The following is an 11,856-nucleotide window of genomic DNA, read 5'->3' on the forward strand; positions in this document are numbered from 1 at the left end:
ACGGTCGAGGAGCAGTGCGGGCGATTATGGGTGCCGCCGTGCGATCTCCGTCAAGTTGGCATCCGCCCCGGGGCCGGGGGGCAGCCCGCGTGCGACAGTCCGGGGATGTCTCCGATCCCCCTGCTGCGGACACCCGATCCGCATGGCCACGCCAAGGTCAGCTTCGTCGAGCTGTTCTTCGACCTCGTCTTCGTCTTCGCCGTCACGCAGCTGTCGCACACGCTGATCGGGCATTTCGCCCATGACGGGGTGACGCTGGGCGGGGCGCTGCAGACCGGATTCCTGATGCTGGCCGTGTGGTGGGTCTGGGTCTTCACGTCCTGGGTCACGAACTGGCTGGACCCCGAGCGGCTGCCGGTGCGGATCTGCCTGTTCGCGATGATGCTGGGCGGGCTGCTGATGTCGGTGTCGCTGCCGCAGGCCTTCGGGGAACGCGCGTTGATGTTCGCCGTGTCGTTCTCGTCGATCCAGGTCGGCCGCACGCTGTTCTTCCTCTGGGCGGCGCGGGGCGGCGATGCGATCCTGGTGCGCAACTTCCAGCGCATCGGCGTGTGGCTGGTGATCTCCGCGGTGTTGTGGATCGCCGGCGCGCTGTCGCCGGAGCTGCGCGTGCCGCTGTGGGTGGGCGCGCTGGCCATCGAGGTGGTCGGCCCCTCGGCCGGTTTCTTCGTGCCGGGGCTGGGCCGCTCGACGACCTCGGACTGGACGATCTCGGGTGGTCATCTGGCCGAGCGCTGCGCGCTCTTCGTGATCATCGCGCTGGGCGAGTCGCTGCTGGTGACGGGCGCGACCTTCGCGGCCGAGCCGCTGACGTCGATGAGCCTGCTGGCCTTCCTGGTGTCCTTCGCGGGGTCGCTGGCGCTGTGGTGGCTGTACTTCGACACGACCAATGAATTCGCGTCGGGCCGCATCGCGCATAGCGACGATCCGGGTCGGCTGGCGCGGCTGGCCTACACCTACCTGCACCTGCCGATCGTGGCGGGGATCATCGTCAACGCGGCGGCGGACGAGTTCGTGCTCGCCCATCCGGACGGTCACACCGACCTCAAGACCGCGCTGTGCCTGCTGGGCGGCGTGGGGCTGTACGCGATCGGCGTGGGGCTGTTCAAGCGCGCCGTGGTGGGCCGGTGGCCGTGGTCGCACGGCGTGGCGGTGCTGGTGCTGGCGGCGGCGGGGCCCTTCGTGCACGCCTGGACGCCGGTGGCCACGAGCGCCTTCGCCTGCGCGGTGCTGGTGGCGCTGGCCGCCTGGGAACGTCATTCGCGGGCGCAGTGTCTCGTGCCCGACAGCGCGCGGGAGGACGACGCGCCTAGCATCGGCGAATGAACGCCACCGCCACTCCCTCGCCGACGTCCGCCTCCGCGGACTTCGTCACCGCGCCGCATCCGGCCGATGCGCTGTTTCCGCAGGAAGCCCGCCGGTTCTTCGTCGAGGTCGAACCCGGCGTCCGGAGTCACGCGCGGGTGTGCGGCGAAGGCCCGCCGCTGCTCCTGATCCACGGCCATCCGCAGACGCTGGCCATCTGGCATCGCGTGCTGCCGGCGCTGGCGGCGCGTTTCACCGTGGTGATGCCCGACCTGCGCGGGTATGGCGATTCGTCCAAGCCCGCGGGCGACGCGGACCACGGCAACTACAGCAAGCGGCGCATGGCGCTGGATCTGGTCGCCGTGATGGCGGCGCTGGGGCACGGGCGGTTCCGCGTGCTGGCGCATGACCGCGGGGCGAGGGTGGCGCATCGCATGGCGGCGGATCATCCGGAGCGGGTCGAGCGCCTGGCGCTGCTGGACATCGCGCCGACGCTGGCGATGTACGAGCAGACGACCGAGGCTTTCGCGCGGGCGTATTGGCACTGGTTCTTCCTGATCCAGCCGTCGCCGATGCCGGAGCGGCTCATCGAAGCGGATCCGGCGGCCTATGCGCTGGACGTGATGGGGCGCCGGCACGCAGGGCTGGCGGCTTTCGATGCGCGGGCGTTCTCGGAATATCAGCGGGCGCTGGCGCTGCCCGGCGCGGCGCACGGCATGTGCGAGGACTACCGCGCCGCGGCGGGCATCGATCTCGAGCACGATCGCTTGGATCGTGACGCGGGTGTGAAGCTGGCGATGCCGCTGCGCGTGTACTGGGGCGCGCAGGGCGTGGTGGCGAAGTGCTTCGATCCGCTGAAGGAATGGCGCCGTGTGGCGTCGGACGTCAGCGGCGAGGCCCTGCCCTGCGGGCACTACATCCCGGAGGAAGCGCCGGAGGCTCTGCTCGAGGCGGTGATGCCGTTCCTGAGCGAGGGGCTTTGAGCGGGCTCGGCGTCGAGGCCGTTAGGCTGGGCGTCTGGTCGAGTCCGAAGTGGACGGAGTGATGGCATGAACAAGTTGGTCGCCCTCGGGCAGTTCCTGGGCGGAGCGGTGCTGTGGATCGCGGCGGTGGTGGCGGGCGTGAACGCGCTCAAGCCCTTGATCGGTGTGTCAGAAGGCGCGAGCGCGCCGAACGGCGCGACAGGCGCGCTGGTGATCGTCGCGCTGCTCGCGGGGCTCGGCACCTGGCTGATGCGCAGCGGCTGGCGCCGGCTGAGGGCGAGGGCTGGGGGGCATTGTTGAGCGGCGGGTGGCTGATCAGGCCGCCATCGCCAGCGGCTGGATGGCCCGTTTGATGCTTCGCCCTGCTGCCTTCTCCGCAATGCGGAGGTCGTAAGCGGACTGCAGGTTCAACCACCCTTGAGCGTCGCTGCCGAAGTAGCGTTCCAGGCGAAGCGCGGTGTCGGGAGACACACTGCGCTGACCATCCACGATCTCGCGCAGTCGCGAGTACGGCACGTGCAAGGCCTTGGACACCGCATGGACGCTCATGCCCATGGGCTTGATGTAGTCCGCGAAAAGGATCTCACCGGGGTGGATCGGGCGCATTCCGTTCCTGAACATTGCTTACCTCTCTCGTCTGTGCTGATGCCATGACTGTCGCAGGCACCACGCGCTCAGTTCGACTGCGATCAGTGGGGGTCCTTGATCGCAACATCGATAGGGCCGTCTTCGCTCCACCGGAAGATCAGACGCCACTGGTCGTTGATTCTGACGTGCCAAGCGCCGTCGTACCACTTCATGTCATTGCCGGGCGGCCTTCGCATGAACTCAACAGCCGGCGCGGCATCGAGTTGAGCCAATCGCCGCTCCGCTGTGGCCTTCACGTTCACGAATCGCGTCGTGCGTCCCGTGGTGAAAAGGCGCTCGGTCTCACGACAAGCGAAGGATTGGATCGGCATCCATGCAAGGTAGCGATCACAGGAGCGAGGCTCCATTGAGCAGAGTTGTGCTTTCAACCCCGCTTCGCCTTGTTCATGTCATCGGGATGACTGGAAAAGCGTCGAACGAACCTTCCCGGCCAAGCGGAACTCTTAGCCCAACTGTTTCTAGAATCTGCGCGATAGATCGAGTGGGAGAAGGCGGATGGGAGTCAACGCTTCTGAGGAACGACTTGCACAGTTGTCGCGCCGTACGTTTCTTTCGATGTGGTCCTACCAGAACCCCTTCTACCGGCACGGCAAAGAGCTATGCGACGTCCTAGTCGTTTTTGGCAACGACGTGCTCATCTTCTCGGACAAGTCCATCGGCTTCAAAGAATGTGAGGACGACAAGGAACTGAAGGTTGCTTGGGATCGCTGGTTTCGAAAGGCTGTCCTCGAGAGCATCCAGCAACTCGAGGGTGCACTGAACACCATTAAGAAGCGACCCGAAACCATCCATCTGGACGCCAAGGTATCGTCCCCGTTTCCTCTTAGCCTGCCCGCTCCTTCGCACGCTCGATATCACTTGGTCGCTATCGCCCACGGAAGCGAAGCGACGTGCCTAGCCCGACTGGGACGCTCGAGCCTTCGATTCGATACCAGGATCAAGGGTGATGAGAAGGCGCTATCGATCGGGTACACCGAAGGCCATTTCGTCCACATCTTCAATGGCACAGCGCTCGCTGCGCTCTTCGAGAGTATGGATACGACTGCCGATCTGATTGCCTATCTCCGAGAAAGGCGGGATCTGTTTCAGGGTCGTCCTTTGAGCATGGAGGGTGAAGAGGACTTGATCGCCACCTACATGCGCGCACGCCGACCAGACGGAAGGACCACACTCTGCGACGCTTTCGGATCACCGGGATCAACTTTTCTTGAAGTCGACGCGAGCGCTTGGCGGTCGTGGACTGGTCAACCCGAGTTCTCACTCCGCAGGCAGACTCTTGCCCCGGCATATCTCGTGGATGACGTCATTGAGCACTTGTCCTCTGAGTTCACCCAAGGGCGCATGATCATTGGACAAGAGTTGCCGGTGTCGGAACACGCCAACGCCTTGCACACCCTGGCGGCAGAAGGTCGGATGGGGCGCTACCTCATTGGACTGCAAGTCGCTGACGTTCTGCACGAAACACCCTCGTCTTTTTGGAGCGTCGCTGTCGAGTCACCGGACCAACCTCGCGTCATGTACATCTGGCTGATCTACCCCATGGTCGACGTTCAGATCTCTGAAGCCAGGCTAGAGCAAGCGATCGTCGAACAGTTGCACAAGTACGTCTTCGTCGCCATGGGAAAGTTTCCGACTTTCGATACCTTCCTCGGGATCGCCATGCCAAATGCAAAAGCAACGCGAACGTCCCGGGCGTACTGTCTCGCCCAACGCAATGATTGGACGCAGGAGATGCAACTCGAATCGGAGAAGCTAAGCGCTCGGGAAAATATCTTCGATCACATCGAAACGACCGTCGCCGTGATTAGCGCGGCAATCTAGCGCGACTCAGCACGGGCTTGAGCATGTCGCTAGAGGTTCCAGTTACGCCGCCTGCTCCTGCAAGTCAGCGATCAGCTCCGGCCGCGACGCGTGGGCATAAGACTCGCGCTTCAACTCGAGCGCCTCGATCATGGCCAGGTTGTTCAGCAGGAAGTTGTCCAGCACCGTGTACCAGTTGAGGACGAAGCGCTTCATCCGCCCGTCATCACTGACCAGCCCCAGCATGCCGCGCTCCTTCTGACTCATCATTCGGCTGCGGATCTCGGTGTCCGACGCGGCGATCTTGCGACCGATCAGGATCAGCTCGAAGTGCATGGCCTCGCTGCTGAACTCCGGATGCTTCTTGATCAGCTGTGCGTACCCATCGAGCTGCATGAGATGCTTGTAGTTGAGCGCGATGCCGGGCCGCTTGATCTCCAGCACGATGCAGCGGTAGATCCTTCGGCCCATCGCGTCGTGATGCGGCACCTTGCGGGCGAGGAAGAGGTCCGGCTGCTTGTTGGCGCCCGCGATGAACGCCGAGTCGTCGTCATCCAGATCGTTCAAGTCGATCTCGTCGATGCCCTTCACCGAATCGCGGAGTGACTTGGCGATCTTGGTGAACGTGTCGTCCTCGGCGCCGAGCGTCTCGTAGGCGCTCCCGAACAACCATGTGTTGGCCTCGATGATGCCTTGCAGGTCCGGTGTCTCCAGGGTGTCGCGATAGTGATCATTCATCAGCACCCGCAGCTTCTCGGCCACCTCGTGCCTGCGCCGGAGGATCTCGATCGCGGACACGATGCTTTGCAGTGCCAGCGGAATCTTCGCCTGTACCGAGTGTTCTCGAGTCGCCATTTCAATGCCTGATCTCTTGCTGGTGCGATGTGGCAAATGATGTCCACGACACAGCCGGCGAACCATGACCTCCATTGGCGGAGAACTCGTTGAGACCCACGGCAACTTGCCATCACGCTGACTGGAATCGGGAACGCGACATGGCGACAAGAAAAAAGGGCGTGCATCCCTGCACGCCCAAAGGGGCACCGGTAAAGGTCCGGTCGCGAATGATTGGGGGGCCGGGTCTTGCCCGGCCTGTGGCCTCAGGCCGGCGTCGTCCAGCCGCCGCCCAGCGCGCGAACCAGTCCGACGGTCGCCTGGTACTGCGCCGCCTGCACCTGCAGCGCCGCACGGCGATTGCGCAGCTCGCTCCGGCGCGCGTCCAGCAGATCCAGCTGGCTCACCAAGCCGTTGCGATACCGCGAATCCGACAGCGCCGTCGCCCGCGCCGACGACTGCACCGCCTGCGCCTGCACGTCCGCCTGCGCCGACAAGGTCTGCAACCCGCTCAGCGAGTCCTCGACCTCGCGCAGCGCCTGCAGCAGCTGCTGCCGGTAGCTCGACATCGCCAGGTCCAGGCCCGCCGTCGCCGACTCCACGCCCGCCTTGCGCCGGCCGCCGTCGAAGATCGGCAGCGACAGCAGCGCATCCACCGACCACGCCCGCGCCGACCACCGGAACACGTCGCTCAGCTCCGGCGACGCGTAGCCGCCATTGGCCGTCAGCGACAGGCTCGGGAACCACGCGGCCTGCGCCACGCCCACCCGCGCCTGCGCCGCCAGCAGACCGCGCTGCGACGCCGCCACGTCCGGACGGCGCGCCAGCATCGCGCTCGGCAGTCCCGACGGAATCGCCGGCAAGGCCGCCAGCGAGGTGTCCTCGGCCACCTTGAAGCCCGAGGCCGGCTCGCCCAGCAGCACCGCCAGCGCGTTCTCCAGCTCCGCGCGACGACGGTCCAGGCTGATCGCCTCGGCCTCGGTCGAAGCCACCTCCGTCTGCACGCGCGCCAGGTCCAGCTCGGCCACATCGCCCGCCTGATACCGGCGCTGCGTCAGCGCCAGCGTCTCACGGTAGGCCGCGACCGTGTCGCGCACCAGCCGGCGTTCCTGGTCGGCGAAGCGCAGCGCCAGGTAGGTCTGCGCCACATCCGCCTGCACCATCAGCCGCGTGGACTGCAGCAGCGCCTCTCGCGACTGCGCATCGAGCGACGCCGCCCGGCTCGCCTGCGACAGGCGGCCTGACAGGTCCACTTCCCAGCTCGCCGCCAGGCCCGCGCTGTACAGCGTCGACGGCGCCGGCCCCTGGCCCGCCACCGTGCCGCGCGCCGCGCCGGCATTCAGGCCGACCTGCGGCATGCGATCCGCGTTGGCATTGCGCAGCAACGCCCGCGCCTGCGCCAGTCGCGCTGCCGCGCCCTGCAGGTCGGTGTTGCCGACCAGCGATCGGCGGATCAGATCGCTCAGCGTCGGATCGCTGAACGCGAGCCACCAGTCGCCGCGCGGCTCGGCATCCGCGGGCGGCACCACCGCCCAGCGCGCCTCACCGACCGCGGCCGTGGCCGCCGGGGACGCCTTCCACGCCACCGGCGTCGCCGGCAGCCGCGACTCGTCGATCGGCGGCGGCGTCGCGCAACCGGCCAGCACCAGCGCGGCCAGCAGCGTCGTCATCATCAATTTCATTTTCATGGCATCGAATCCTTTATTCGTGCTCGTGACGCGGCGCGGCCGGATGCGGACGGGCATTGCCACCCGGTCCGAAGTCGTGACCCGCGCCCTGCTCCGGCTGCGCGAAGGCCTCGACGTCATGCGGGACCTCACCGTGCTGCTTGAGCGGCTTGTTGCCCGTCAGGCGACGCACCACCACGTAGAACACCGGCGTCAGGAACAGGCCGAAGGCCGTCACGCCGATCATCCCGGCGAACACCGCCACGCCCATCGCGTTGCGCATCTCCGCACCGGCGCCAGACGCCAGCACCAGCGGCAGCACACCCATCACGAACGCCATCGACGTCATCAGGATCGGACGCAGCCGCAGCCGGCTCGCCTCGATCGCCGCCTGCAGCGGTGACCTGCCGGCGAATTCGAGCTCCCGCGCGAACTCCACGATCAGGATCGCGTTCTTCGCGGACAGCCCCACCAGCACGATCAACCCGATCTGCGTGAAGACGTTGTTGTCGCCCTTGCTGAGCCACACCCCCGTCATCGCCGCGAGCAGCCCCATCGGCACGATCAGGATGATCGCCACCGGCAGCGACAGGCTCTCGTACTGCGCGGCCAGCACCAGGAACACCAGCAGGATCGCCAGCGGGAACACCCACACGGCGGAGTTGCCGGCCAGGATCTCCTGGTAGGTCAGCTCGGTCCACTCGTAGCTGATGCCCGGGGGCAGCGTCTCCGCGGCGATGCGCGCGATCGCGTCCTGCGCCTGGCCGGTCGAGTACCCCGGCGCCGGACCACCGTTGATGTCGGCGGACAGGAAACCGTTGTAGCGCATCGCGCGTTCCGGACCGAAGCTCGGCTCCACCTTCATCAGCGCCGACAGCGGCACCATCTCGCCCGAGGCCGAGCGCACCTTCAGCAGGCCCACGTCCTCGGCGCGCGCGCGATAGGCGGCGTCCGCCTGCACCCGCACCGTGTAGGTCCGGCCGAACTTGTTGAAGTCGTTGACGTAGAGCGAGCCCAGGTAGATCTGCATCGTGTCGAACACATCCGTCACCGCCACGCCCAGCTGGCGCGCCTTGGTGCGGTCCAGGTTCGCGTACAGCTGCGGCACGTTGACCTGATAGCTCGTGAACATGCCGGCCAGCTCGGGCGTCTGGTAGGCCTTGGCCATGAAGGCCTTGACCGCCTGGTCCAGCGCCTCGTAGCCCAGCCCGCCCTTGTCCTCGAGCTGCAGCTTGAAGCCGCCGGTCGTGCCCAGGCCCTGCACCGGCGGGGGCGGGAACATCACCACGAAGGCGTCCTGGAGCTGGCCGAAGTCCGCGTTCATCTTGGCCGCGATCTCGCCCGCCGACAGCCCCTTGCCGGTTCGCTCGTCAAAGGACTTCAGCGAGGCGAAGACAATCCCCGAGTTCGAGCTGTTGGTGAAGCCGTTGATCGACAGACCGGGGAACGAGATGGCATGTTCCACGCCCGGCGTCTTCATCGCGATCTCGCTCATGCGGCGGATCACGTCTTCCGTGCGGTCCAGCGTGGCGCCGTCGGGCAGCTGCGCGAAGCCGATCAGGTACTGCTTGTCCTGCGCCGGCACGAAGCCGCTCGGCACCGCCTTGAACAGGCCCACGGTCAGGCCCAGCAGGCCGCCGTAGACGATCAGCATGATGACCTTGCGCGAGATCGCGCGGGTCACGCCGCCGCTGTAGGCCTTGGCGCCGCGGTTGAACAGCTTGTTGAAACCGCCGAAGAAGCGGCCCAGCACCTTGTCCATCGCGCGGGTCAGCCAGTCCTTGGGCTCGTCGTGGCCCTTGAGCAGCATCGCGGCCAGCGCGGGCGACAGCGTCAGCGAGTTGACCGCCGAGATCACCGTCGACATCGCGATCGTCAGCGCGAACTGCTTGTAGAACTGACCCGTCAGGCCGGTGATGAAGGCCAGCGGCACGAACACGGCCACCAGCACCAGCGCGATCGCGATGATCGGACCCGACACCTCGCGCATCGCGCGGTAGGTCGCCTCTCGCGGACTCAGGCCCGACTCGATGTTGCGCTCGACGTTCTCCACGACCACGATCGCGTCGTCCACCACGATGCCGATGGCCAGCACGAGGCCGAACAGCGACAGCGCGTTGATCGAGAAACCGAACAGGTGCATCACCGCGAAGGTGCCGATGATGGACACCGGCACGGCCAGCAGCGGAATGATCGACGCGCGCCAGGTCTGCAGGAACAGGATCACGACCAGCACCACGAGCGCCACGGCTTCCAGCAGCGTGTGGATCACCGACTCGATGGACGCGCGCACGAACTGCGTCGGGTCATAGACGATCGAGTAGTCCACGCCTTCGGGCATCGCCTTCTTGAGCTCCGCCATCGTGGCGCGCACGTTGTTGGAGATCTCGATCGCGTTGGAGCCCGGCGCCTGGAAGATCGGAATCGCCACGGCGGACTTGTTGTCCAGCAGCGAGCGCAGCGCGTATTCCGACGCGCCCAGCTCGATGCGGCCCAGGTCGCGCAGGCGCGTGACCTGACCGCCCGCGCCGGACTTGACGATGATGTCGCCGAATTCCTGCTCGTTGTTCAGGCGGCCCTGCGCGTTGATCGGCAGTTGCAGGTCGATGCCCTGCAGGCCGGGCGAGGCGCCCACGACGCCGGCGGCGGCCTGCACGTTCTGCTCACGGATCGCCTGGACCACGTCGCTGGCCGACAGGCCGTGTTCAGCGACCTTCTGCGGGTCCAGCCAGACGCGCATCGAGTAGTCACCCGAGCCGAACAGCTGCACCTGGCCCACGCCCTGGATGCGCGCGAGGCGGTCCTTGACGTTGAGCACCGCGTAGTTGCGCAGGTAGGTCATGTCGTAGCGGTCGTTGGGCGACAGCAAGTGCACGACCATCGTCAGGTCGGGGCTGCTCTTGACCGTCGTCAGACCGAGTCGGCGGACCTCCTCGGGCAGGCGCGGCTCGGCTTGCGAGACGCGGTTCTGCACGAGCTGCTGGGCCTTGTCCGGGTCCGTGCCCAGCTTGAAGGTGACCGTCAGCGTCATGAGGCCGTCGGTGGTGGCCTGGCTGCCCATGTAGAGCATGCCCTCGACGCCGTTGATCGATTCCTCGAGCGGCGTGGCCACGGCCTCGGCGATGACCTTGGGGTTCGCGCCGGGATACTGCGCGCGCACCACCACCTGCGGCGGCACGACCTCGGGGTATTCCGAGATCGGCAGCACGCGCACCGCGAGCAGGCCCGCGACGAAGATCAGCACCGACAGCACGCCCGCGAAGATCGGGCGGTCGATGAAGAATTTGGAAAGATTCATGTCAGTCTTTCAAGTCGACTGTGAGAGGCGGGGCGAGGCGACGTCCGATCAGGACTTGTCCGCCTTGGCCGCGCCGTCCTTGGCCTGGATCTCGGCCTTGGCGTTCATCGGCACGATCGTGGGCGCGACCAGCGCGCCCGGGCGCACCCGCTGCAGGCCGTTGACCACGACGCGCTCGTTGGCCTTCAGGCCGGTGGTGACGATGCGCAGCCCGTCCACGTTGGCGCCGAGCTGGACCTCGCGGTAGCTCAGCGTGTTGTCCGCGCCGACCACCATCACGAACCGCTTGCTCTGGTCGGTGCCGACCGCGCGCTCGTTGACCAGCACCGCCGCCTGCGTCTTGGACTGGCCCAGGCGGATGCGGGCGAACTGGCCCGGGATCAGCGCGCCGTCCTTGTTGTCCAGCACCGCGCGCACGCGCACCGTGCCGCTCTTGGCGTCGACCTGGTTGTCGATCAGCTGCAGCTTGCCGTTGAACGGCGTGTCCACCGTGGCGGCCGTGCCGATCTGCACCGGGATGCTGGACAGGTCACCGGAGGCTCCCTTGGCGTTGCCGTGCAGCTCGTTGAGCGCGCGGGCGACGGTGCGCTCGTCGGCGTCGAAGCTCGCGTAGATCGGGCTGACCGACACCAGCGTCGTCAGCACCGGCGCGCCGGGACCGGCGGCCACGAGGTTGCCCTGCGTGACTTCCAGCTTTCCGACGCGGCCGGCCACCGGCGCGCGGACCTGCGTGTAGCCCAGGTTCAGCTTGGCCGACTGCAGCGCGGCCTGCGAGGCGCGCAGGTTGGCGTTGGCCTCGTTGGCGGCGTTGCTGCGCTCGTCCAGCTCGCGCTGCGCGATGGCGCGCTCGCTCCACAGGCGGGTGGAGCGCTCGAGCTCGCTCTTCGTGTAGCTGACGCGGGCCTGCGCGGCCAGCACCTGCGCGTCGGCGCGGTCGACCTCGGCCTGGTAGGGCGCGGGATCGATGGTGATCAGCAGGTCGCCGGACTTCACCAGCGCCCCTTCCCGGAAGTGCACCGACTGCACCGCGCCCGACACGCGGGCGCGCACGTCGACGCGCTCGACGGCCTCGAGCCGGCCGGAGAACTCGTCCCACGCGGCCACGTCCTGGCTGGCCACGGTGGCGACGGACACCGGGATCGCCTGCGGCGCGCCCGACGGTTGATTGGCGACCGCCTGCTGGCTGTGCAGGCCGACGACGACGGCGCCGACGACCGCGGCGACGGCGGTGAGCGAGGTGGCAAAGATCTTCTTGTTCATGGTGGTGCTCCGGTGACGGGGATAGACGTTGGGAGTTCTTGGAAAGTGCGTGGTGGTACGG

Annotated in this window: 10 protein-coding genes; 4 read left to right on the forward strand and 6 right to left on the reverse strand. The window is 66.8% G+C overall.

The annotated features are described in order from the left end of the window. The first annotated feature begins 105 nt into the window (after positions 1 to 105). The 3 genes from ACNI65_RS19390 (at position 106) to ACNI65_RS19400 (ending at position 2,588) form a co-directional block, all read left to right on the forward strand. The gene (locus tag ACNI65_RS19390; protein ID WP_416758761.1) at positions 106 to 1,326 is read left to right on the forward strand and encodes a low temperature requirement protein A; all 1,221 of its coding nucleotides are present in this window, start codon (positions 106 to 108) and stop codon (positions 1,324 to 1,326) included. Then, on the forward strand, positions 1,323 to 2,288 hold the full coding sequence (locus ACNI65_RS19395; protein ID WP_416758762.1) for an alpha/beta fold hydrolase: 966 nt from the start codon (positions 1,323 to 1,325) through the stop codon (positions 2,286 to 2,288). The genes ACNI65_RS19390 and ACNI65_RS19395 overlap by 4 nt, the downstream gene beginning before the upstream one ends. A gap of 66 nt (positions 2,289 to 2,354) precedes the next feature. Continuing rightward, a complete protein-coding gene (locus tag ACNI65_RS19400) occupies positions 2,355 to 2,588 on the forward strand; it encodes a hypothetical protein (protein WP_416758763.1) in 234 nt (77 codons plus the stop codon). 15 nt (positions 2,589 to 2,603) lie between these two features. On the opposite strand, the gene ACNI65_RS19405 is transcribed toward ACNI65_RS19400, so the two are convergent. After that, the gene (locus ACNI65_RS19405; protein ID WP_416758764.1) at positions 2,604 to 2,894 is read right to left on the reverse strand and encodes a HigA family addiction module antitoxin; all 291 of its coding nucleotides are present in this window, start codon (positions 2,892 to 2,894) and stop codon (positions 2,604 to 2,606) included. Positions 2,895 to 2,977: 83 nt separating this feature from the next. Further along, positions 2,978 to 3,247, reverse strand: a complete 270-nt coding sequence (locus ACNI65_RS19410) for a type II toxin-antitoxin system RelE/ParE family toxin (RefSeq protein WP_416758766.1) — start codon at positions 3,245 to 3,247, stop codon at positions 2,978 to 2,980. A 184-nt stretch (positions 3,248 to 3,431) separates the two neighbouring features. Between ACNI65_RS19410 and ACNI65_RS19415 the strand changes: the two genes are divergently transcribed. Beyond that, on the forward strand, positions 3,432 to 4,757 hold the full coding sequence (locus ACNI65_RS19415; RefSeq protein ID WP_416758768.1) for a hypothetical protein: 1,326 nt from the start codon (positions 3,432 to 3,434) through the stop codon (positions 4,755 to 4,757). 42 nt (positions 4,758 to 4,799) lie between these two features. On the opposite strand, the gene ACNI65_RS19420 is transcribed toward ACNI65_RS19415, so the two are convergent. The 4 genes from ACNI65_RS19420 to ACNI65_RS19435 form a co-directional block, all read right to left on the reverse strand. After that, on the reverse strand, positions 4,800 to 5,627 hold the full coding sequence (locus ACNI65_RS19420) for a hypothetical protein (protein WP_416758769.1): 828 nt from the start codon (positions 5,625 to 5,627) through the stop codon (positions 4,800 to 4,802). 209 nt (positions 5,628 to 5,836) lie between these two features. Next, entirely contained in the window at positions 5,837 to 7,258 is a 1,422-nt protein-coding gene (locus ACNI65_RS19425) for an efflux transporter outer membrane subunit (protein WP_416758770.1), read from the reverse strand. A gap of 13 nt (positions 7,259 to 7,271) precedes the next feature. Next, positions 7,272 to 10,535: an efflux RND transporter permease subunit gene (locus tag ACNI65_RS19430; RefSeq protein ID WP_416758771.1), complete on the reverse strand. Its 3,264-nt coding sequence runs from the start codon at positions 10,533 to 10,535 to the stop codon at positions 7,272 to 7,274. A 48-nt stretch (positions 10,536 to 10,583) separates the two neighbouring features. Then, on the reverse strand, positions 10,584 to 11,795 hold the full coding sequence (locus tag ACNI65_RS19435; RefSeq protein ID WP_416758772.1) for an efflux RND transporter periplasmic adaptor subunit: 1,212 nt from the start codon (positions 11,793 to 11,795) through the stop codon (positions 10,584 to 10,586). Between the last annotated feature and the right edge of the window lie 61 nt (positions 11,796 to 11,856).

This window comes from Roseateles sp. So40a, assembly GCF_048081605.1.
GTDB lineage: Bacteria > Pseudomonadota > Gammaproteobacteria > Burkholderiales > Burkholderiaceae_C > Roseateles.

Excerpts from the sequence above, each read along its gene's own strand:
- ACNI65_RS19390 (WP_416758761.1), top strand. The coding sequence starts at position 106 with ATGTCTCCGATCCCCCTGCTGCGGACACCCGATCCGCATGGCCACGCC.
- ACNI65_RS19395 (WP_416758762.1), top strand. The coding sequence starts at position 1,323 with ATGAACGCCACCGCCACTCCCTCGCCGACGTCCGCCTCCGCGGACTTC.
- ACNI65_RS19400 (WP_416758763.1), top strand. The coding sequence starts at position 2,355 with ATGAACAAGTTGGTCGCCCTCGGGCAGTTCCTGGGCGGAGCGGTGCTG.
- ACNI65_RS19405 (WP_416758764.1), bottom strand. The coding sequence starts at position 2,894 with ATGCGCCCGATCCACCCCGGTGAGATCCTTTTCGCGGACTACATCAAG.
- ACNI65_RS19410 (WP_416758766.1), bottom strand. The coding sequence starts at position 3,247 with ATGCCGATCCAATCCTTCGCTTGTCGTGAGACCGAGCGCCTTTTCACC.
- ACNI65_RS19415 (WP_416758768.1), top strand. The coding sequence starts at position 3,432 with ATGGGAGTCAACGCTTCTGAGGAACGACTTGCACAGTTGTCGCGCCGT.
- ACNI65_RS19425 (WP_416758770.1), bottom strand. The coding sequence starts at position 7,258 with ATGAAAATGAAATTGATGATGACGACGCTGCTGGCCGCGCTGGTGCTG.
- ACNI65_RS19430 (WP_416758771.1), bottom strand. The coding sequence starts at position 10,535 with ATGAATCTTTCCAAATTCTTCATCGACCGCCCGATCTTCGCGGGCGTG.
- ACNI65_RS19435 (WP_416758772.1), bottom strand. The coding sequence starts at position 11,795 with ATGAACAAGAAGATCTTTGCCACCTCGCTCACCGCCGTCGCCGCGGTC.